Genomic DNA, 22699 nt, shown 5'->3' on the forward strand with positions numbered 1-22699 from the left:
CTTGCCTTATATGCTTGTAAGGCAAATAATTCTGTTGTTACAAAAGCTTGGATTGTAATTTTTTTTTATAACTTCGAACTTAATAAAATTAACAAGAGATGAGTTTAAAAGGCTACAAAGGCGTAATTTACGGAGATGCCGTTCAAGAATTATTTGAGCAGGCTAAGAAACATCAGTTTGCTTTACCAGCAGTTAACGTAACCGGTACAAACACGGTTAATGCGGTAATGGAAACTGCAAAGGCAGTAAATTCGCCAGTTATGATTCAGTTATCAAATGGAGGAGCGCAGTTTTATGCAGGTAAATCTTTAGATAACGAAAAATTGCAAGCATGTATTTTAGGTGCTGTATCGGCAGCTAAACATGTGCATTTATTGGCAGAACATTATGGTGTTGCTGTGGTTTTACATACCGACCACGCCGCTAAAAAATTGTTGCCTTGGATTGATGGCCTTTTAGACCACGGTGAAAAATTCTTCGCTGAAACTGGAAAACCTTTGTTTTCATCACATATGTTAGATCTTTCGGAGGAGCCGATTGAAGAAAATATGGAGATTTCTGCAAAATATTTTGCACGCATGGCCAAGATGAACATGACCATCGAAATCGAACTTGGTGTTACAGGTGGTGAAGAAGATGGTGTAGACAATAGCGATGTAGATAGCTCGAAATTATATACCCAACCAAGCGAAGTTGCTTATGCTTACGAAGAATTAAGCAAAGTTTCTCCTCGTTTTACTGTTGCTGCTGCGTTTGGAAACGTACATGGCGTTTACAAGCCTGGTAATGTAAAATTACAACCGGTTATTTTGAAAAATTCTCAAGACTTTATCAAAGAGAAATTCAACCTGAGCGCTGAAAAACCAATTAACTTTGTTTTTCATGGTGGTTCTGGTTCTTCTCAGGAAGAAATCAGAGAAGCAATTTCTTATGGTGCTATTAAAATGAATATCGATACAGATATGCAATGGGCATTCTGGGATGGTATTTTAGAATATTACAAAAAGAATGAGGCTTATCTTCAAGGTCAAATCGGTAACCCTGAGGGTGATGATAAACCAAATAAGAAATACTACGATCCACGTGTTTGGTTACGTAAAGCTGAAGAAGCTTTTGTTAAACGTTTAACCATTGCTTTCGAAGATTTGAATTGCATCAATGCGAACGATAAATTATAAGTTGAATTGAATTTTTTAAGCTGAAATAGTTAATCAGTCATTCAAAAATCATCATTCGATATTTAGATGGAGGCGCCATAGGTTTAAAAACTTATGGCGCTTTTGTTTGTTTTTATTTTTACATTTAAGCAAACATATTGCGATGATAAATAGAACTAACGAGCCAGTAAATAATAACCTTTTTGAACGTTTCGCTAACGCCGCTACCAAGTTTACGGGTAGCTCTGCTGCGTTTATTGCAGCCACAGCAATTGTTGTAATCTGGGCAGTTACAGGGCCGGTTTTTCATTATTCTGAAACCTGGCAACTGGTTATTAATACTGGTACTACGATTATAACTTTCCTAATGGTTTTCCTGATCCAAAAGGCACAGAATAAAGATGGAAAAGCTATCCAGCTAAAATTGAACGAGCTTATTGCTGCGCAACAGGGAGCGAGTAACCGGATGGTTGATATCGAGGATTTAAGTGAAAAAGAATTAGATCAGTTACATCACTTTTATGTAACCATTGCTGCACTTGCAAAGAAAGAGGCTGATATTCGCTGCTCACATTCTATAGATGTGGCTAAAGAATTAAATGAGGAAAAATTGAAATTGAATAAACACTTTAAAAAAGAAAAATAATGAGCTTACAAGTTCAAAAGGTGATTCACCCCGAAGATTTAGATAAAGTATTTGCCATTAGAAAAATTGTATTTGTTGATGAGCAAAACTGCCCACCAGAATTGGAATGGGAGCATGAAGATGAATCTATTCATTTTCTGGCTACGCATAATGGCCAACCCTGTGGCGCATGCCGTTGGCGCAAAACGGATTTAGGCTACAAACTAGAGCGCTTTGCGGTGTTGCAAGATTTTAGGGGTCAGGGTGTAGGGAGAGCACTAATTGCAGAAGCGCTTTCTGACTTGCCTGAAGACGCACATTACATTTACTTAAATTCCCAATTAGATGCGATGAGTTTATATGCTAAGTTCGGTTTTGTTGCCGAAGGAGAACAATTTGAAGAGGCTGGAATTCAGCATTTCAAGATGGTAAAGAAAGTGTAGTTGTTAACTAGTCGTCATTGCGAGGTACGAAGCAATCTTAATGCTTTTGCTATAGATTAAAAGGCTTTTGATGTAAATCTTAAGCTTACATTCTCACCTTCAGTAGTAGAATTGCTTTGTGCCTCAAAATGACGACCATCTGAAAAGCACAATAAATTAACCTACCCAAATATCTTTCCTGACAAAGCCATCGCTTCATTCCATTTATCCATATTAAGATGGAGCGCTTCACCTTTCGAGTTTAAAAAGCTTATCACATCCTCAGTAGCTATATTGCCAGTTAAATCATCAGCAGCCATAGGGCAACCGCCAAAACCTTTTAAGGCAGAATCTATCCGTTTTACCCCAGAGTGGTATGCGGCTTCAATCTTTTCATATCGTTCTACAGGGGTAGAGTGCAAATGAATACCAATTTCAGTTTTGTTGAATTTTGTAATCAGTTTTGGAAGGATGGATGTGATTTTTTCGGGAGTCGAAACCCCAACCGTATCTGCTAATGAAAGAATTTTAACGCCTTTGGCAACTAAAACGTCAGCCCATTTTTCTACAATCTCGTAATTCCATTCATCTCCGTAAGGATTTCCAAACCCCATGGAGAGATAAATAACAGCAGTTTTGTTGTTTTGATCACAAAGAGATAACATTTCTTCAACTGTATTTAACGATTGCGAAATGCTCGAATTTGTATTGCGTTGCTGAAATGTTTCCGATATGGAAAATGGAAAACCTAAATAATTGATTTGCTCTTGTTTTATAGCTTCTTCTACACCCCTCAAATTCGCTACAATTGCTAATAGCTTTGTTGACGTTTGAGTTAAATCTAAATGGTCCAATACTTGAGCAGTATCTGCCATTTGCGGAATAGCCTTTGGCGATACAAAACTTCCAAAATCGAGCGTGTCGAAACCTACCTGAAGGAGAAGGTTTAGATATTCTGATTTTAAATCCGTTGGGACGAAATCATGTAAACCCTGCATGGCATCACGTGGACATTCTACAAGTTTGAATTTTTGATTACTCATTTGGCTCAGTCGTTATTAACCGCAAAGTGCGCAAAGTTTTTCGCAAAGAAAAGAAGATTAGAGAAAACTGTGATCATCAAATCGAGTTTACTTTAATGACCAATGACCAATGACCAATGACCAATGACCAATGACTAATGACTAATGAACTTCCTTCACGCTGGGTACTTCGGCTCTGTAGTCAACGCTCCGGTCTTTAGCAAACGTTCTGATAATCAATCTCGTTCCTCTATCATAACTAAAATAACTCCAAACCCAATTTACAAATACAATAATTTTATTTCTAAATCCAACAAGGGTCATTAAGTGAACGAACATCCAGGTAAACCAAGCAAAAACCCCTTGGAAACGAATTTTGCCAATATCAACAACAGCTTTGTTCCGGCCAACTGTTGCCATAGAACCTTTATCGAAATACTTGAATTTTTCTAACGGTTTATTTTCTTTGATGTTGATTAAGTTTTTAGCTAGATGATGTCCCTGCTGGATAGCCGCTGGAGCTACTCCGGGATGTCCGTTTGGAGTGGCCTCATCAATTATCGCCGCAACATCGCCAATGGCATAGATATTTTGATAACCGACAACCAGATTTTGGGTATCAGTTTTTAATCTACCACCACGAACCACTTCTGCTTTGTCTAGGCCCGGCAATACCACGCCTTTTACGCCAGCGCTCCAAATTACTGTCGAACTTAATATTGGCGCCTTATCTTGTAACGAAAGGGTATGACCATCGTAACCTAAAACACGAGTATCGTTCATTACCTGAACACCCATCTTAATTAAAAATTCTTTAGATTTTTGTTGTGCCTGTGGCGACATTGGCCCTAAAAGCTCAGGGGAATTTTCAATCAGATAAATGTTCACTTTACTCACATCCATTTCTGGATAATCGTTAGGAATAACATGTCTTTTCAGTTCTGAAATTGCTCCAGCAGTTTCCACACCTGTTGGGCCTCCACCCACTACCACGAAGTTTAATAGAGCGCTTTTCTTATCTAAATCCTTTTCAATTAACGATTTTTCGAAATTTTGCAGAATCAAACTTCTTAAATCTAAAGCCTCTGGAATAGATTTCATCGGCATTGAATTCGCCTCGATTTCTTGGTTGCCGAAGAAATTACTGGTCGAACCAGTGGCAATTACTAAATAATCATAACTCACTTTTCCAATATCTGTCATCAAACAGTTTTCAGCAGCATTTACTTCCGTCACTTTAGTTACCCTAAAGATTAGGTTTTTTTGCCCTTTAAAAATCTTTCTCAAGGGAAATGCAATGGAATCAGCTTCCAATCCGCCTGTTGCTACCTGGTAAAGTAAAGGTTGAAAAGTATGATAATTATGTTTATCAAGCATGACTACTTGAAAAGGTTTATTCTTTAATCGTTTAGCTAGTTCTATCCCGCCAAATCCACCGCCAACTATAACTACTCTTGGGTATTCACTTTTAGGAAGTTGTAAATCCATTTTAAAACGCTTTATCTGTTACTAATGTAACAAAAAGATAGCCAAAAGGTTTAAGAATTAAAGTTTTGAACCGTTTCTTAAGCGCTTCTATAGAGATATAACTTTGATATGACCGAGTTGGTTTTCGCTGGTTTTCAGCAGTGTTCTGGCTAAAATAAACCTGATGGAAACGAGCATGGAGCGCAGCGAAATAAAGTGGACAGCAGGGCTGAAGTTGCCGAAGAAATTCGGGTTTTGCTTTTCAAAAACCTCACTGTATTATTGTCTATAGTATTGGTTATCTAGTGCACGTCAATCGTAGAAAGCCTCACCCTATCAACGTTTGTGGTTATGGGAAGTTAGTGCAAATCCCTCTCTGGAAGAGAGGGAAACAAAATGATGTGGTTTGAACCGATGGGTTTAAATCACAGTCTTCCAAAACCCTCTCTTCAGGATATGAAAAGTTAGTGCAAATCCCTCTCCAGGAGAGAAGGAAATAAAATGATGTGGTTCGAACCGATGGGTTTAGATCACAGTCTGCCAAAACCCTCTCTTCCGGAGAGGGCGGCTGGAAAACTTTTCATACCACGAACTTCCCAAGGGTGAGGCTGTAAAAAAAAATGCCTTCCCGATTGATCAGGAAGGCGTTTAATATATTCTCAGAATCTAGATCTTATTTTTTCTTTTCTTCCGAGCTACCCAAATCGATTACGATAGGAGTAGAGATACATAATGATGAATACGTACCGATAACACGGCCGATTAATAAGGCGAAGATAAATCCGCGGATGCTATCGCCACCAAAGATGAAGATCACCAATAATACGAAGAATACGGTTAACGAAGTCAAAATCGTACGACTTAAAGTACTGTTCAATGCGAAGTTGATCAATTGGTTACGTTCTTCACCATGTAAATCTTCTTTACCAGCTTCTTTTAATTTTTCACGAATACGGTCAAACACAACAACAGTTTCTGTCATGGTGTAACCCATTACTGTTAAAATTGCTGCAATAAAATCCTGACCAATTTCTAATGAGAATGGTAAAACACCATCTAAAATGGTATAGAAAGAAAGTACCATTAAAACGTCGTGGGCTAATGCCAATACAGCACCTAAACCATATTGCCATTTTTTAAATCGCACTACGATGTAGATAAACATGAAGATACATGAAATCAATACTGCGTAAAAAGCTCCATTAACAATATCGCTGGCGATAATTGGCGTCACTTTTTGCGAACTTACAATTTCATATTTCGAACCTGCTAATCCTTTGTTTAAAGCATCTTCAACCACTTTATCAGTTTTCACATCTTGATCTTCGATGTGGAAAGTAGTGGTAATTTTAACCTGACTGTTTTCTCCTGCTGTTTTAACCTCAGGCGTTTCATTACCGAAAACAGGAGTTAACTGAGATTTGATATCTTCAGTGTTAACCGCTTTATCGAAGTGTACAAGGTAAGTTCTACCACCTTTAAAATCTACGCCAAGGTTTAAACCACCATGTTTGAAATACATGCCAATACCAGCTAAGATGATCACTGTAGAAATGATGTAATAGATTTTACGACGACCAACAAAGTTGAAAGCTAAATTTTTAAATGCATTACGTGTAAACTGATTATCAAAGCTAATTTCCATTTTACGATCTAACATCGCTTCGAAAACTAATCTTGAAATTAATACAGCAGCAAATAATGAAGAAAGGATACCGATACACAAGGTAGTTGCAAAACCTTGAACCGGACCGCTACCGAAAGCGTAAAGAATAGCACCTAAAATAAATACGGTAATGTTTGCATCTAAGATAGATGGCATTGCATGTTTAAAACCTTCTTTAATTGCAGTAGGAATGTTTTTGCCCAAGGCAAGCTCTTCACGTACACGTTCGAAAATTAGAATGTTCGCATCTACGGATAGACCAATGGTAAGCACGATACCGGCAATACCAGGCAATGTTAACACCGCACCAAGCGATACCAAAATACCGATGATGAAAAACAAGTTAACCAATAAGGCAAAGTTTGCAACCCAACCAGCACGGTGATAATACAATGCCATGAAGATCAGGATCACGATAAACGCAATCACGAATGAAATTAAACCATCATGGATAGCTTGTGCACCTAAAGTTGGACCAACGATATAACTACCAGCAATACGAGCAGGAGCAGGTAATTTACCAGCTTTTAAGATGTTTGATAAATCCTTAGTATCTGCCTGTGTGAAATTACCGGTAATTGATGAAACACCACCACCAATTTCATTCTGAACAGTAGGAGCAGAATAAACCATGTTATCTAACACAATAGCGATAGATTTTTTATTGTTAGGATCAGCGGCAGCTTCAGCAGTAATTTTTTTCCATTTCGCAGCACCTTCGCTGGTCATGTACATGGTTACCTCTGGTTTACCTTTTTGATCAAAGTCAGCACGCGAATCGCTGATTGCTTCACCACCTAAATCTGGTTTGCCATCAGCACTGGTAACTTTTATAGCATAAAGTTCAAACACTTTAGATCCTTCTCTAGGTTTAACGCTCCACATAAATTTCATCGTAGATGGAATTGCTGCGGCAACCTCAGGAAGTTTTAAGTAGTTATTAACCTTTGCAGTATCTTTTTGTAACGACATACCAACAACTGCACCTGGCATTAATTGTTGTTGTCCGTTTTCTCCTTGATAAATAGGAAGACTTAAAACTGCGTATAATGGATTTGATTTTGCTAATTCAGCTCTTACTGCGGTAGAATCTTTTTTACCTAAGCCAGCTAATTTGCCACCTTTTGCAGTGGAGTCTTTAGCAGCATTCTCTAAGCCGGCTAATTTGCCGCCAGCTTTAGTAGCCGTATCTGTAGTAGCGGCAGGAGTTTCAGTTTTTAAAGTTGCAGCTAAAGTTTTGTTAATGTTTTCTAACAAAGGTGCTACTTCCTGTACCTGGTATACTTGCCAGAATTGTAATTCGGCAGAGCCTTGTAAAAGTTTAGCAATACGTTCTTTATCCTGCACACCTGGCATCTCAATTAAGATGCGGTTACTACCTTCTTGTTTTTGCATGTTCGGACTCACAACACCGAAACCATCAATACGAGAACGTAAAACAGTAAATGAGCGATCGATAGCACTTGTAGCCTCTTTCTCTAAGAAAGATTCAACTTCGCCATTGCTTGCACTTGGTTTTAATTGCGATGCATTGTCTTGATTAGAAAAATAGTCAGCAAGTTTTACACCCGGACTTAATTTTTCAAATTCATCGACAAAAATTTTGATATAATCTTTACCGCCAGCATTTAGCTGAATTTGTGCGTTCTGAACTGCTTTGTTAAAGTTAGCATCAGTAGGGTTGCCCGCTAAAGATTTAACCAATTCCGCTAACGATATCTCCATCGTTACGTTCATACCGCCTTTTAAGTCTAGACCTAAATTAATCTCTTTCGATTTAACTTCGCCGTAAGTGAACCCAACAAGCGGGTAAACTTTCTCGGTACTCATCGAATCTAAGTAAGCCTTTTCTTTGGCTGCATCACCTTTCGCATAGTTTTTTGCGTCTTTCTCTACTTTGGATGCTACCAAAGTAAAGGAAAGTGCATACGCACAAACGATAGCCAATACTATCGCTATAAACTTTATAAAACCTTTTCCTTGCATTGTTTGTTTAAAATAATTTGTCTTTCGCTGTTTTTTAACAAGTCGGCAAATCTAATTAAATTTTTAAATTATAGAACCCCTTAGTTGATAATTTATTAAGATTAATTTTTACCAGATAATTATACCCATGCATTCGATACGCACATATTGTTTTTGCGCCAAAATTAAGGTTTGATTTATTTGGAAAGCAATTGCAGTGGCATTTTGCTTTTGTTCGGTCCTGCCAACTGCTGTAGCTCCGATCAAAAAAATCGGAGGCTGTCGCTATTGTCAGGTTTAAGTGGCAACTAGGCTATCGTCATTGCGAGGCACGAAGCAATCTTAATGCGTTTGCTAAAAACCCATAGTAGTAAAATTGCTTCGAGGCTCTGAATTACGACTTTCTCTGATTATTTCCTTTTAAGCACTTCAAAAGTATAATCGTATTTGTTTTTCTCATCAGCTTTATGCGGATCGCTGCTCACCACTTCCCAATCATTTCTGTCGATCTCTGGGAAAAATGTATCAGCGTCAAAAGTATGATGAATTGTAGTTAGGTAAAGTAGGTCTGTTTTCGGTAAAGCCTGGCGATAAATTTCCGCACCACCAACAACAAAAACAGGTTTTTCTTCTGCTTTAGTAATTTCTAATGCTTCATCAAGACTATTCACAATCTCAACGCCATCAATTTTTAACGATGAATCTCTCGTGATGACAATGTTTCTGCGATTTGGTAAGGGTTTACCAACAGAATCGAAGGTCTTACGGCCCATTACCACGGTGTGGCCCGAAGTGGTTTGTTTAAAAAACTTTAAATCAGCTGGCATGTGCCACAAAAGCTGGTTGTTTTTTCCTATCGCGAAGTTTTCACCTACCGCTACTGCTATAGCAAGGGAAGGGTTTTTTAGTTCATTGGTCATTAGTTCAATAGTTTATTAGTGATGCAACAACTTTCTTAAAGCTGCATGAGTGCTTACGGAATGAGATTGCTTCGTCGTGCCTCCTCGCAATGACGACCATGGGAGCGCATTGTGCCGAAAATCGAGAGTTTGCGAGCGGAGTGAAGCGCCCTGTTTTTATATGCTTTAATTTTCAACTTGCCTTCAGCTACACTTTCAGGGGGGCGAGGTGTTATACTGCTACGATACCTTTAATATGCGGATGAGCCTCATAATTCTCTAGTGTAAAATCCTCGAATTTAAAATCGAAAATGCTTTTTACTTCAGGATTGATTTTCATGGTTGGAAGCGGTTTCGGCTCTCTGCTTAATTGCAAGTGTGCCTGTTCGATATGGTTATTGTACAAATGCGCATCGCCTAAAGTGTGAACAAAGTCACCAGCTTCTAAACCACAAACTTGTGCCACCATCATGGTTAATAAGGCATAAGAAGCAATATTAAAAGGCACGCCCAAGAAAATATCGGCACTACGCTGATAGAGTTGGCAGCTTAATTTTCCATCGGCTACGTAGAACTGGAAGAAAGCGTGGCAAGGAGGCAAAGCCATATTCTCGATTTCTGCTACGTTCCATGCAGAAACAATAATTCTTCGCGAATCTGGATTGTTTTTAATCGTGTTAATGAGGTTGGTAATCTGATCGATGTGTTGTCCATCTGGCGTTGGCCAACTTCTCCATTGCGAACCATAAACTGGGCCGAGGTTTCCCTCTTCGTCTGCCCATTCATCCCAAATGCGAACGCCATTATCTTTTAAGTATTTAATGTTTGTATCGCCAGTCAAGAACCAGATTAATTCATGTATGATAGATTTTAAATGCAGTTTCTTCGTGGTAACCATCGGAAAGCCCTCCTTCAAATTGACACGCATTTGATAGCCGAAAACGCTAATTGTTCCTGTTCCCGTGCGGTCGTGTTTTTGAGCGCCGTGATCCAGCACATGTTGCATTAAATCTAAATATTGTTTCATAACTCCGAACCCTAAAGGGCTTCCAAATCTTAAATAAATTATTAATTACAAATATGTAAAAAATCTTAATCACGAAATCTTTTAGTTTTCTACATTAACGGATTTTTAAACAAGCCTGACTTTTGTATGTTTGCATCAGCACTGTATTTGACTTTGAGGGGGAAATCTCAAATCTCAAATCTCAAATCTCAAATCCGAATGTTATCTTTTCCAAACGCAAAAATAAACCTGGGCTTAAATATTACTGAGAAACGCAACGATGGTTATCACAACCTCGAAACCGTTTTTTATCCTATTAATATCAAAGATTCAGTTGAAATTACCGATGCTGATTTCACCTCCTGCAAAATTCATGGCATTGATATTCCTGGTGATGCTAATGATAATCTGTGTATAAAAGCTTATCATCTCGTTAAACAAGATTTTGAAATTCCTGCGCAGCAGATTAATTTATTGAAAAACATTCCGGTAGGAGCAGGTTTGGGAGGTGGTTCGGCAGATTGCGCTTTCCTTATAAAATTGTTAAATGATAAATTCAAGTTGGGCCTATCAATTACAGACATGGAGAATTACGCCCGTAAGCTTGGTGCAGATTGTGCTTTTTTTATCGAAAACGCACCTGTTTACGCCTTTAACATTGGCGATGAATTTGAAAAGTGCGAAGTAGATTTGTCAGCCTGGTTTAAAGTTTTAGTGAAACCGCCTGTACACGTGAGTACAGCGGATGCTTATGCGCTTGTAAAACCTCAAAAGCCTTTGCAATCCTTAAAAGAAATCATACATTTGTCGCCAACAACATGGAAGAATAAGGTTATCAACGATTTCGAGCCATCGGTATTCGCAAAATATCCCCAAATTCATCAAATAAAAACCAGTTTATACGATGCAGGCGCAACATTCGCTTTAATGAGTGGTAGCGGGTCGTCTGTTTTTGCAATTTTTAACGCACCTGTTAAACTGCCCGAACTGGAAAAAGACAATTTAGTTTATTATAATATTTAAAAAGAGCTGAAAGGTAAAAGCTGAAAGACTAAAGCAAAATCGTCTTGATACTTGATACTAAATACTCGATACTACAATATGAATATAAATCTCATCCGCAAAAGCGGAAAATTTAATTTCGAAGCAGTAAATGAAGGCGGTTTTACCGTCGAATTAGATGCGAAAGCTGCTATTGGTGGTGAAGGCAAAGGTTTCAGACCTATGGAAATGCTTTTGGTTGGACTTGGTGGTTGTAGTGGAATAGACATGGTAAATGTGTTAACCAAACAGAAAGAACCACTTGAAGATATTAAAATCGCCATCAATGCTACCCGCAAGGATGAAGAGATGCCGCCTATTTTCGACGAAATTGAAATTCACTTCGATTTATCAGGCGATTTAAATCCAGCAAAAGTGGAAAGGGCTTTGGCTATGACCTTCGATAAATATTGTTCCGTATCCAACATTTTAGGTCGCTCTGCAAAAATTAATTTTACATACAACATAAATAAGGTTTAGGGTAAAAGGTTTATGGCTTAAGGTCTGGAATCTCGTATCACCAATCTCAATACTCATATTACAAAACAAAATGAAATCCGAAAATTTTGAAACTATAGCTATACGCACTCAAACCGAACGCAGTTCGCACAAAGAACACTCTGCACCAATTTATCTCACTTCGAGTTATAAGTTTGATGATGCTGAAGAAATGCGGGCTTTATTTGCAAACGAGAAAGAGGGAAATGTTTATAGCCGTTATTCAAACCCAAATACCTCAGAGTTTATAGAGAAGATGTGCTTGTTAGAAGGTGCTGAAGATGGTTTTGCAACTGCAACGGGAATGGCTGCTATTTTCACCACATTTGGAGCCTTTTTAAAAGCCGGTGACCATATCGTTTCCAGTCGTTCAGTTTTTGGCTCGACACATCAGTTATTAACCAATGTTTTCTCTAAATGGGGTGTAACTTTTGACTATGCTGATTTGGATAAACCGGAAGATTGGGAAGCTTTGATTAAGCCGAATACAAAAATGATTTTTGTTGAAACGCCATCAAATCCTGGTATTGATATTATAGATTTAGCTTTCCTTGGAGATTTAGCCAAAAAACATCATCAGCTTTTAGTAGTTGATAACTGTTTTGCAACGCCATATTTGCAGCAGCCGATTAAATTAGGTGCGCATCTTTCTATCCATTCGGCTACCAAATACATCGATGGACAAGGAAGAGTTCTAGGTGGAATTGTTTTAGGTACGAAGGAATTAATTACTGAAGTTGTCGCATTTGCCCGTCATAGTGGCCCGGCTTTGTCGCCATTTAACGCCTGGATTTTATCTAAAAGTTTAGAAACCCTGGCTGTTCGTATGGACCGCCACTGCGAGAGTGCTTTAAAAGTGGCCGAATATTTAGAGAAACATCCAAAAATTAAATTGGTTAAATATCCGTTTCTTCCTTCTCACCCTCAGTATGAAATAGCTAAAAAGCAGATGAGGCAGGGTGGTGGTATCGTCACTATTGTGGTTGAAGGTGGCGTTGAAGGCGCCCGCAAATTTATGGATGGCCTGAAAATGTTCTCCATCTCTGCAAATTTGGCCGATACACGTTCAATCGCTACGCACCCGGCAACAAGCACGCACAGCAAACTTACAGAAGAGGAGCGCAATATTGTGGGTATTGAGCAAGGCTCTATCCGTTTGTCAATCGGTTTGGAGCATGTTGATGATATTTTAGCAGATATTGAACAGGCACTTTCGTAATTACGACTTTAGAATTACGAATTACAATTTTTAGAAAAATAATTGCAGTGGGGCGTCGGTTACGATAGCCCCATTTTTTTTGATGGCTTGCAGGCCCTTATCGGTGATCAATTCCAACAAAGCGATATGAATGACCCCTAACTTCGAACCACTAGCTCGAAACTCAAAACCCCAAACTTTCTTACCCTACATCAATGCACAGGTTTCAAACCTGCAGTAAATTTGTATCATAAACAAGAAAGGAAATTTATGTCACAGTTTATTTTGCACAAAGAAAACACCAGAGGCCATGCAAACCATGGTTGGTTAAATGCTCACCACTCATTCAGTTTTGCTAACTACTACAATCCTGAAAGAATGCACTTTGGAGTTTTACGGGTTTTAAATGATGACTTGATTGATGGTGGAATGGGTTTTGGAACTCACCCACACGATAATATGGAAATCATTACGATTCCATTGGCAGGTGCCATTGCACACAAGGATAGCATGGGAAATTCGGCAGTAATTAAAAGCGGAGAAATCCAGGTAATGAGCGCCGGAACCGGGGTTAGCCATAGTGAATTTAACGCTTTGGCAGACGAACAGTTAAATTTATTACAAATCTGGCTGTTCCCTAACAAGAAAAATGTTACGCCACGTTACGACCAGCAAACTTTAGATGTTGAAGCTCGTCACAACAATTTTCAGCAGATTTTATCACCAAACCAAGATGATGCTGGAGTTTGGATTCATCAGGATGCCTGGTTCTCATTGGGTAAATTTGATGAAGGCTTCGAAACCGAATACAAAATTAAAAAAGCTGGAAACGGTGTGTACGCCTTTGTGATTAATGGAGAAGTTACCATTAACGGCCAAACATTAAACAAAAGAGATGGTTTAGGGATTTGGGATACGGACAGCATCAGCTTTAAAGCAAACTCTGCAGACGCAGAAGTGTTATTAATGGATGTTCCGATGGAATTATAATTCAGTTACGTGTTAAAAGTTGCGGGTGATAGGGCTAAAGCTCTTACTCGCAACTTTTTACGTTTAAATTAAACGAAAATATGATGCAAAATACTATACTTTATATCGGTCGAGACACAGAAATTACTATCGTAATGAACAGATTGCTTAACGCCCGACCTGAATGGAAAGGCATTTGTGTTTGTACAGACGAGGAAGCAATGTCTGTTTTAGAAACGCAGGATGTTGATTTGGTGCTTTTAGGTAACGGAATTGATCTTGAGTGTGAACAGGTGCTTAGAAAGCGTATAAACGAGCTCAAACCTAATGTGAAGATTATTCAGCATTACGGTGGCGGAAGTGGATTGCTTTACGGCGAAATTATGACTGCGCTATGCTAATAGTCTTTGACTAGGATTTTTAAGATTAAAGGATTTCAAGAATTTGGTTTCCGAGGTCGAATCGTAAGGGTCTTTATCTCATTAAACTGGTCTTTTTTTTTCAGGATGATTGGTGTTATACACTCTTTTAAAAATTAAGCTCTTGCTACCAAAATTTATAAGCAAACCAACAGGAAGATTGTAAGCCTCTAAGTAATTTATGGCTTGATTTAAGTGTGCATCAGTTAATTCAGATACTGCTTTGAGTTCAAGCATGATCATATCTTCAACAAAAAAGTCTACTCTTCTTATACCAATCTGAATGTTATCGTAAAAGATGGTCATTTCCATTTCTCTGCTAAAACTTAAATTTTGTTTTTGCATTTCTATAGAGAGTGCTCGTTGATAAATCACTTCCTGAAAGCCCGAACCCAAAGTGCAATGTACTTTTATAGCACAGCCGATGATTTTTCCCGTTAAATCGCCATATTTCATTTTGGTAGAATTAAATTTTACTTTCTAGAAATAGGGATGATCTAATATCCATCAAATTTTTAATCCATTACAATTCCTCGGCAAATTATTTTCAAACCTAACAAATCCCAGAACTAGTAAATTAGTTTAGTTCTGATCCTTTCAATTAAATTGATCTAGTATTGCAAATCCTAAAATCATTCAATCCTTGAAATCTTGGTAACTTCTGCTTTTAACTGATATAATCCCTGTCCTCATCACTTAATTCCTTTTTATTGCTTACTGGCTGATTTTTCTCAATTTCAGTATCGTAACTACTCACTGTTTTTCTAGGTCGACCTGCAACGAAGCCGATAATAAAACCAATCACTACACAAACTCCGATTACGATCAGTTTAGAAACAAAAACACCATCCACAATAATGAAATTGAATGCTACTTCATCACTGTTTAGGAATAAAAAAGCAGTTAGTAATGCCGTAAGGATGATGATGAATATGGTTTTTCCACTCATAAGTCTGGTATTTGTTAAAACTGATTGATAAACAACAAATTGTATTATTGGTTTGCTTCTTTGTTCAAGTAGGGTGAAAATACTCTTTTTTTTGATTCTGATGAAAGAAAAATCTTAACAAGAATATGTTTTGCTTTACTTAAAATGAATAATTGAAAGAAAATTCTAATATTGGGTTTTGATCGTAAATTTTGTTAACGAAAACCAATCTCGCCCCAACATCAACTACGGGTTGGTATCTTAAAAGATTTAAACTACTGTTTAGTTCTACGCCATAGGTTTTAGGTTGGCCAATGTTGCTGTCTACACCTATGTTTTCATAATGACAAAACAAACCCGCTCTAACATTTCGCACATAGACTAAAGAGCTCAATTCCCAATCTGGAAAAGCAAATGGAAAACGATAATTGAAAAGCATGCTGTTTTGCAACTTGCTTTTTGCGAGGATATTGTTGTAGCCGTAAACCGTTGCAATTTCTGTAGCATACTGATTGGCGCCGCTTGCTTTTTGGTAGTTGAAACTCGCCAGGAAAGAATGGTTTTTCGCCAGGCCTGGGAAGTACAAGAAACTTTCCAGCGCAAGGATTTCGCCGGTTAAATTTTTATCAAATGGTTGGTGGTTATAAGTTGCCCTTAAAATCTGTGCCCATCTTGGCGCAATGTCTCGTTCGGTGGTTCGCACACTGTGGTTAAAAGTAAAATTATATTCCATTGGAAATTTCAACTCTCGAATGAAATTAGTCGGCATATTCTCTGCAAGGTATCGCTGTGTAAAACTGGTTGCCGCATTGAGTGTGAAAGAGTAGTTTTGATTCCTTGCATTAAATGATAGCGGTACCGATGCGTTAAGTTTGATGAAGTTCTCTCTCCAATCTCCTTGCTGAATCGCGTTTTTAGCTCGATAGAACGTTCGTTTTGGTCGATTGCGATATAGAACACTAAAACAGGGTAAAGCGCCTTATAGCTAATATCTGCCGTATACTCAAAACGTTTTAAGTCCCGATGGTATTTTGCGCCGGTATAGAAGTCCATCGTATTAAGCAAATTGTTAGATTGCAGCTCAAGGCCGAAAACATATTCATTGTCGATTACCGGAATCACACTATGAAAACTGAACAGGTTTAAGTCTTGACGAAAGCGCTTGGTCTGGAAAGTGCTGTCGGAAATATTTTCGAAAATATTACCCGCACGTTCTTGCTTTTCTGCTGCTGAAGAAAAATCTACAAAGGTGTTTTCTCCAACTGGATTTTCCGTTATTGCTTTCTCTGCAATTTCATAACCGTTGATGTTATAATCGTTAAAAGTGATTTTTTCATGATCAGTTTCGGTCGCATTGAATGCGCCATATTTTGAATTGCTCAAAGCATTTATTTTTTTAGAATTGATATCAATATTGTAGATGTTATCGATGCCATTAAAGTGTGCGTTGAAAACAATTTTGTCGCCGATAAAAATTGGCCGACTGAGCTGTTGTCTGCTGTTAGAAATGAGTGGTGTTTTTTTCTCGTCCTCTAGCAGCCATAAGTTTTTTCCATTCTCGCTTACGCTGATGTAAGCAATACGATTTCCGGTTTCGTCGAAACTCGGTGTTTGTAAAATTTCGTTTTCAGCGTTGGGGTAAGTTTTCAAGATCTTACCAGATGAGGCATCAATTTCTACAAGGTTAAACTGGTTGTTGAGTTCAACTTTTGCAGCGATTATTTTTTTGCCATCACTCGAAAGGCTAGGGGAGAAGAGTCGGCTTTGACTGCTGAGCTTTTTGAATTTTTTTGTATTAAAATTGTATGAGCAAATTACACTGTAACTTCGCTGCTTGTACCTGGGGTCGTAGCGAATTTCATCCCAAACCAAAACGTTATTTTTGTAACTGAACCAGGGCTGTTCCTGGTTACCAATTCCAAACAATTTTCGTTCACTTTTATCTTCATTTATGATCACAAAATAACGGGCATCTTGCTTGCTTTCTTTGAGCGCTAAAATCTGGGTTTTATTTAAACGAACTGGGAGAAAATAGTTCGTTGCCAGTGATGTTTCTTTATTTAAATTTTCATACTTATCTTTTGAAGTTTCTTCATCCTGTTTTTTCCAATTTTCGGTTAGCTTTTCTTGTGTGGAAAGGAAATATTTTTTTGTGTTTTTTCCGGTGATTTTTTTCAGGCTTTGCGAAAAAGGATAAAGCCTTAATGGTCTTCTTCTGATGTCGCCCAGTAAGCTGTCGGAAATGAACTGTCCATGCCTTTCTCTCATGTCGGCAACCATTAAGTATCCGGTTTGATAGTAGCCTGGCGTTACATCTTTGTTAGATCCGAAATAAGCTTTGCTGTACGAGAATTTTTTGCCTTCTAAAACCGATGTCCGAAAAGGCATGATCCAATTGGGCTGCCGCCCTCGTCCTGATTGGGTGAGTGCAGTTTCATTCACCACAGCATCACCCTCGAAAAACCAGGTTGGTAAGCCGGCGCCAAAATAGGCGAAGTAAACCAGCTCTGGAAAGGGACGTCTTTGTGATCCTGTCAACTTGTCAAACTGAGCAATGTGTCGAAGTTCATGGACTGCGAGGTTATTCAGCCAATCTTGACTATCAAAATATTGTGGTGGTGTGGTGTAGAATTCAGACTTCTTCGGGCCTAACTGAACGAAGCCATTTGCTATGGTTCCGCGGTTCTGTAAGAGGAGTGGGATGGAGGTATTTTGTTGCCTCAAGCCTAAGCCGATTTTAGGGTAGATGAAGGGTAGTGTATTCGCCATTCTTTGTGCTTCTTTCTCCATCTCTTGAGGATAAATAATTTTGAAGCCTCCAGACTGGATATAGTTCCATCTTACACTAAGTGGGTTCTGGGCTGCGCTGAAAATCTGCCCAAAAACAGATAGTGAAACAAAGCTTAATATAATAGTCGTTAAATGCTTGATAAATAGTATGATGTTAGTGTTATTTGAATGCATTTGAGTTGATTGCTAAAATATTTAGTTTTAATTGTTTTTTGACTTTTAATTTTCGTGCAATTTTTCTTGATATAAAAATATATAAGTTATTGATTTTAAAAATTATATGTAAATTAAGTAAATTTAGATGTTACCGCTTTTTATATAACAATTTAATCAATAATTGAGATTTAGTGGGATGATTTTATAATTTTTATAATCTTTCCAAATCTGCCATTAATGTACACTTATTAATCGATTTTCTTCAAAATTTTTTGCTCAATGCTGCGGAGGGTGTTACGGATTTAAATTTATTTTTTCCGACTTTTATAGAAATTTTCGATGTGAATTGCTCTTAATTAACACCGCTTTTAAGTAAATTCTGTAACGTTTGATGACATTTTTTTTCTCTTGGATTCTGGTTTTGTTTATCGATTTTTCAGTGGTAGACCTGGTTTTTTGTTATCATAATTTGCCTCATGATCGCTAAAGTTATCTGGTGATTGTAGCTTGTAGGAAAAGTTTAATCGTTTAAACTAAACACTCCATATTTTAAGTACGATGACAATATGTCATTAAATAAACTCGGCTGGTATCTTTGAGAGAAGCTCGTTTCCAAAGTTTTTTTAAGAGAATTTAGTTTAACGGTTTTGGGTATTAGGCTCTTTCGAATCTATAAAAAGTATTAATTAACAATTTTTATACTTTGAAAATCGATCGTTTTTTTTGGTATTTCGGACTTAACTTTTCTAAATAACGTATATTTTAAGGTGAGATTTAGGTATCAAAAATGCCTGATTTGCCTTTTTAAATTGCAATTCCTTGCAATATTCGCCGATAAATAAAAAAATATAAGCTATAATGAAAAACTTATTTTGCGGCTTAATCTACTGTTTATGAGCTGCTTATAACGGTTTCGAATAAGTGATCAATTTTTATATCACAAGCGGGGAATTTTGTTAAATATTCACTTTCAGTTCGCACTAAAGCTCAAATAGACAGCGAAAATTTAAATAGCACACCATTAAAATTTAGCTGTCTATTTGAGAAATTTGCTGTTAGAATGCTTGATGATGTTTACTGAAAATTCGCAATTTTCCACCTATAATTGCTAGTTGTTGAGTTGGAAATTTAAATAAAATCTGGTTCTAAGGAGACGTGGATTTATACCGTTTCACCCTATGAATTTGCATTGTTTCCATTGTCTCAAATCGACAACAAATACCATACGAATTTCAGTTCATTCGTGCATAGATCAAGCTAATTGAATAGGAAATTATAGCATGAATTGCAACCTTGAATTATCTCTTATTATACCTCTTTTTATAAACCGGATAAAGAAATATAGCACCTAAAATAATCATTGCTCCAATGTAAAAACCACCGGTCATTTGCTCTTTATCTTTAAAGAAAAAGTAAGCGAGTATGATGCCATAAACGGGTTCTAAATTGGTTACTAACGCTACGCGAAAAGCCGATAAAGTTCTCATTACTGATACGCCTGCAACATAGGCAACGGAGGTGCAAAGTGTACCGAGAATGCCAATATAAATCCAGTTATTTACACTTAAATTAAAGCTCATATTTTGGAATGAGCCATCATAAATACGGTATATGGTAATCCAGAATAATCCACCAACCAATTCATAAAATCCAATAATGGAGGGCTCACTTTTTTGAACGAGCGTAGAATTTATAGTAGAAAAAAGACTGGAGGCGACTGCTGCTAAAAGTCCGAAAATAATCCCCAAAGTATATTGGCCTTCGAATTTGAAGATCATATAAATCCCCAGAATTATTAGTAACCCGATTAGCACATCACCCATTTGAATGGATTGTTTTTTGATCAGCGGTTCTAAAATGGCTGTGAATAATGTAAAAGAGGAGAGGCATACCAGCGTTACCGAAACGGTAGAAACCTTAATTGCATGAAAGAAAAATATCCAGTGAATGGCTACAATTCCGCCCGTTAAAAAGAACTGTATAAACTGCAGTTTTGTGATTTTTATATTCTTTTTAGTAGCGATAAACCAAAGGAAAAGAGTTGAGGTTGCAATCAAAACACGATACCAAACTAATGGTACTGCATCTATCGAAATTACTTTCCCGAGTACTCCGGTAAAACCCCAAATTAAAACCGTTAAATGAAGAATAATTAAATTCTTTTTATTGATGTCCATCTCTATTTTGGAGCTTTTCGGAGAAGGTAAATACCTAACATGCCGAATACGATTGTAGGTAAGATCACTGCTAAAAATGGAGGCAACCCACCTTTTGTAGAAAACATTTGTGTGAATTGATTAAACACGATATAGGCAAAGCTAATAAAGATGCCTATTCCCAATGATACCCCAACTCCACCGCGAACTTTTCGGGAGGATAAAGCAACACCAATCAACGTTAAAATGTAGGCAGATAATGGATGTAAATAGCGTTTGAATTTCTCAAATTCGAGATCGTTCATGATACCCGTTCCGCGAATTTTCTCCTTTCTGATCTTCTCTGAAAGTTCCTTTGTAGATAGATTTTGAACTACATTATCATAGGCAGAAAAATCATCAGGACGCATGTCTAAAATGGTATCTTTTACTTTACCACTTCCATAAATCATGCTTTCTTTCAGCCCATCAATTTTTCTAATAGAATAGTTACTCAACTGCCATTTTCTCTTTAACGAATCCCATTTGATGTTATCTGCAACGATTTTTTTTACCATCACATCTCCATTAAAATTGTCTAGTGTGAAGCGATATCCATAGTTGGTTTTATTATCAAAACTCTCAATATAAATGTAAGTTTTGTTATCCAGTTTCATGTGGATATTTGATTTGGTCGAAGGGTCGTTTCGTTTTACAAAGGTATTTTCGAAGCTGTTTTTTAAGGTGTTGGTATAGGGTAAAATGTAAAGGTTAGAAACCAAATTTGCTGAAAATATGATCGTAGCCGATACGAAATAAGGGAACAAGAATCTATTGAAACTTACACCACCACTTAAAATGGGAACAATTTCGGTTTGATCAGCCATCTTCGCGGTAAAAAAAATTACGGCAATAAAGTTGATGAGTGGAGAGAGCATGTTTACGTAAAAAGGGATGGAGCCTGCGTAGTATTTGGTGAGTACACCCCAGAAGCTAAGCCCGCTTTTCATGAAATCATCCATCTTTTCTGATAAATCAAAAACAACAATAATAATCACGAAAATAGCCAGGGTATATACGAAAGTACCCAGGTATTTACCAATAATATATTGATCGATAATTTTAATTCTCCCTTTTATCAGACTCATTTTATAGTTTATTGCCTAAAATTTTGACCATTTTGTTTTTCCATTCGTAAAATTCGCCAGCAATTATTTTTTCGCGGGCTTGCTTCACTAACCACAGATAGAAGTGTAAATTATGCAATGTTGCAATTTGTGCGCCAAGCATCTCTTTGCTATGAACCAGATGTCTGAGGTAAGCCTTGCTGGTCACCTGGTCGGCGTGTAAGTCACTTTCTGCATCTAAAGGAGAAAAATCATTTTCCCACTTCTTATTTCTGATATTGATTATTCCATTTCGGGTAAAAAGCATTCCGTTACGGGCATTTCTTGTAGGCATTACACAATCGAACATATCTACACCAAGCGCAATGTTTTCCAGAATATTAATTGGTGTTCCAACACCCATTAAATAACGGGGTTTTTCGTAAGGTAATATATCGCAAACCACTTCCGTCATGGCATACATTTCCTCAGCAGGTTCTCCAACAGATAAACCTCCAATGGCGTTCCCTTCACGGTTCATGCTGGCAATAAATTCAGCAGATTTTATCCGCAGATCTTTATAAACCGACCCTTGTACAATAGGGAACAACGTCTGGTCGAAGCCATATTTTGGTTCTGTATTATCAAAATGAGTGCAGCATCGCTTCAACCAGCGATGGGTCATTTTAATTGATTCAGCTGCATAGGTATAATCGCAAGGATATGGCGTACATTCATCGAATGCCATGATAATATCAGCGCCAATAGTCCGCTGAATGTCCATAGCATATTCTGGTGTAAACAAATGTTTTGAGCCATCAATGTGCGAATGAAACGTTACGCCTTCTTCTTTTATCTTTCGAACTTTACTTAACGAGTATACTTGATAGCCTCCGCTATCTGTTAAAATCGGACGATCCCAGCCTATAAATTTATGCAAACCTCCAGCACCTTCTAAAATATCCAACCCTGGTCTTAAATATAAATGGTAGGTATTTCCCAGTATAATTTGTGCTTCAATATCTTCCTTTAGCTCTCGCTGATGCACAGCCTTCACAGTTCCTGCGGTGCCAACAGGCATAAAAATTGGCGTTTGTATCTCTCCGTGGGCGGTTGTAACCGTTCCTGCTCTGGCTTTTGATAAAGGATCGTTAGCCTGTAAAGTAAATTTCATATAGGTTGCAAAAGTAACAAATTTAGCGCACCTGTAGGTAATCTTCTAGCGTTTAG

General features: G+C 37.6%; 20 protein-coding genes. 8 read left to right on the plus strand and 12 right to left on the minus strand.

The features are described from left to right. The first annotated feature begins 98 nt into the window (after positions 1-98). The 3 genes from fbaA to ACZZZC_RS08585 all read left to right on the plus strand — a co-directional run bounded on the left by fbaA (position 99) and on the right by ACZZZC_RS08585 (position 2225). Positions 99-1178, plus strand: a complete 1080-nt coding sequence (fbaA, locus tag ACZZZC_RS08575; protein WP_463485687.1) for a class II fructose-bisphosphate aldolase — start codon at positions 99-101, stop codon at positions 1176-1178. Between the two features lie 142 nt (positions 1179-1320). After that, positions 1321-1803: a low affinity iron permease family protein gene (locus tag ACZZZC_RS08580; protein ID WP_056851285.1), complete on the plus strand. Its 483-nt coding sequence runs from the start codon at positions 1321-1323 to the stop codon at positions 1801-1803. Then, positions 1803-2225, plus strand: coding sequence for a GNAT family N-acetyltransferase (locus ACZZZC_RS08585; protein ID WP_056851284.1), 423 nt, complete (start codon positions 1803-1805; stop codon positions 2223-2225). The genes ACZZZC_RS08580 and ACZZZC_RS08585 overlap by 1 nt, the downstream gene beginning before the upstream one ends. 161 nt (positions 2226-2386) lie before the next feature. Here ACZZZC_RS08585 and ACZZZC_RS08590 read toward each other — a convergent pair whose 3' ends face one another. From ACZZZC_RS08590 to ACZZZC_RS08610, 5 genes are all read right to left on the minus strand, one after another. Further along, a complete protein-coding gene (locus ACZZZC_RS08590; protein WP_463486935.1) occupies positions 2387-3247 on the minus strand; it encodes a hydroxymethylglutaryl-CoA lyase in 861 nt (286 codons plus the stop codon). A 141-nt stretch (positions 3248-3388) separates the two neighbouring features. Continuing rightward, positions 3389-4714: an NAD(P)/FAD-dependent oxidoreductase gene (locus ACZZZC_RS08595; protein ID WP_463485689.1), complete on the minus strand. Its 1326-nt coding sequence runs from the start codon at positions 4712-4714 to the stop codon at positions 3389-3391. A 652-nt stretch (positions 4715-5366) separates the two neighbouring features. Continuing rightward, positions 5367-8345, minus strand: a complete 2979-nt coding sequence (gene secDF, locus ACZZZC_RS08600; protein WP_463485690.1) for a protein translocase subunit SecDF — start codon at positions 8343-8345, stop codon at positions 5367-5369. A gap of 389 nt (positions 8346-8734) precedes the next feature. Beyond that, the gene (locus tag ACZZZC_RS08605; RefSeq protein WP_265799764.1) at positions 8735-9244 is read right to left on the minus strand and encodes a dihydrofolate reductase; all 510 of its coding nucleotides are present in this window, start codon (positions 9242-9244) and stop codon (positions 8735-8737) included. Positions 9245-9455: 211 nt separating this feature from the next. Next, positions 9456-10250: a thymidylate synthase gene (locus ACZZZC_RS08610; RefSeq protein WP_463486936.1), complete on the minus strand. Its 795-nt coding sequence runs from the start codon at positions 10248-10250 to the stop codon at positions 9456-9458. 198 nt (positions 10251-10448) lie between these two features. On the opposite strand from ACZZZC_RS08610, the gene ispE reads away from it, so the two are divergent. The 5 genes from ispE (at position 10449) to ACZZZC_RS08635 (ending at position 14336) form a co-directional block, all read left to right on the plus strand. Beyond that, complete coding sequence (gene ispE / locus ACZZZC_RS08615; protein ID WP_463486937.1) at positions 10449-11252, plus strand: 4-(cytidine 5'-diphospho)-2-C-methyl-D-erythritol kinase; 804 nt, start codon at positions 10449-10451, stop codon at positions 11250-11252. Positions 11253-11330: 78 nt separating this feature from the next. Continuing rightward, entirely contained in the window at positions 11331-11750 is a 420-nt protein-coding gene (locus tag ACZZZC_RS08620) for an OsmC family protein (protein WP_463486938.1), read from the plus strand. 70 nt (positions 11751-11820) lie between these two features. After that, on the plus strand, positions 11821-12987 hold the full coding sequence (locus tag ACZZZC_RS08625) for an O-succinylhomoserine sulfhydrylase (protein WP_463486939.1): 1167 nt from the start codon (positions 11821-11823) through the stop codon (positions 12985-12987). Positions 12988-13236: 249 nt separating this feature from the next. Beyond that, complete coding sequence (locus ACZZZC_RS08630) at positions 13237-13956, plus strand: pirin family protein (RefSeq protein ID WP_265799756.1); 720 nt, start codon at positions 13237-13239, stop codon at positions 13954-13956. Positions 13957-14036: 80 nt separating this feature from the next. After that, a complete protein-coding gene (locus ACZZZC_RS08635) occupies positions 14037-14336 on the plus strand; it encodes a response regulator (RefSeq protein ID WP_463485695.1) in 300 nt (99 codons plus the stop codon). An 81-nt stretch (positions 14337-14417) separates the two neighbouring features. Here the strand turns inward: ACZZZC_RS08635 and ACZZZC_RS08640 are convergent, their stop codons facing one another. From ACZZZC_RS08640 to tgt, 7 genes are all read right to left on the minus strand, one after another. Then, positions 14418-14810, minus strand: a complete 393-nt coding sequence (locus ACZZZC_RS08640; protein ID WP_463485696.1) for a GxxExxY protein — start codon at positions 14808-14810, stop codon at positions 14418-14420. Positions 14811-15021: 211 nt separating this feature from the next. Then, entirely contained in the window at positions 15022-15303 is a 282-nt protein-coding gene (locus ACZZZC_RS08645; protein ID WP_463485697.1) for a LapA family protein, read from the minus strand. Between the two features lie 139 nt (positions 15304-15442). Then, positions 15443-16015, minus strand: coding sequence for a hypothetical protein (locus ACZZZC_RS08650; protein ID WP_463486940.1), 573 nt, complete (start codon positions 16013-16015; stop codon positions 15443-15445). Positions 16016-16023: 8 nt separating this feature from the next. Further along, the gene (locus ACZZZC_RS08655) at positions 16024-18246 is read right to left on the minus strand and encodes a TolB family protein (protein WP_463486941.1); all 2223 of its coding nucleotides are present in this window, start codon (positions 18244-18246) and stop codon (positions 16024-16026) included. 1280 nt (positions 18247-19526) lie between these two features. Further along, positions 19527-20405, minus strand: a complete 879-nt coding sequence (locus tag ACZZZC_RS08660) for a DMT family transporter (protein ID WP_463486942.1) — start codon at positions 20403-20405, stop codon at positions 19527-19529. Positions 20406-20407: 2 nt separating this feature from the next. After that, complete coding sequence (locus tag ACZZZC_RS08665) at positions 20408-21511, minus strand: LptF/LptG family permease (RefSeq protein WP_082455102.1); 1104 nt, start codon at positions 21509-21511, stop codon at positions 20408-20410. A 1-nt stretch (position 21512) separates the two neighbouring features. After that, positions 21513-22643, minus strand: coding sequence for a tRNA guanosine(34) transglycosylase Tgt (tgt, locus tag ACZZZC_RS08670; protein ID WP_463485700.1), 1131 nt, complete (start codon positions 22641-22643; stop codon positions 21513-21515). Positions 22644-22699: the final 56 nt, after the last annotated feature.

Source organism: Pedobacter sp. AC212, from assembly GCF_979258625.1.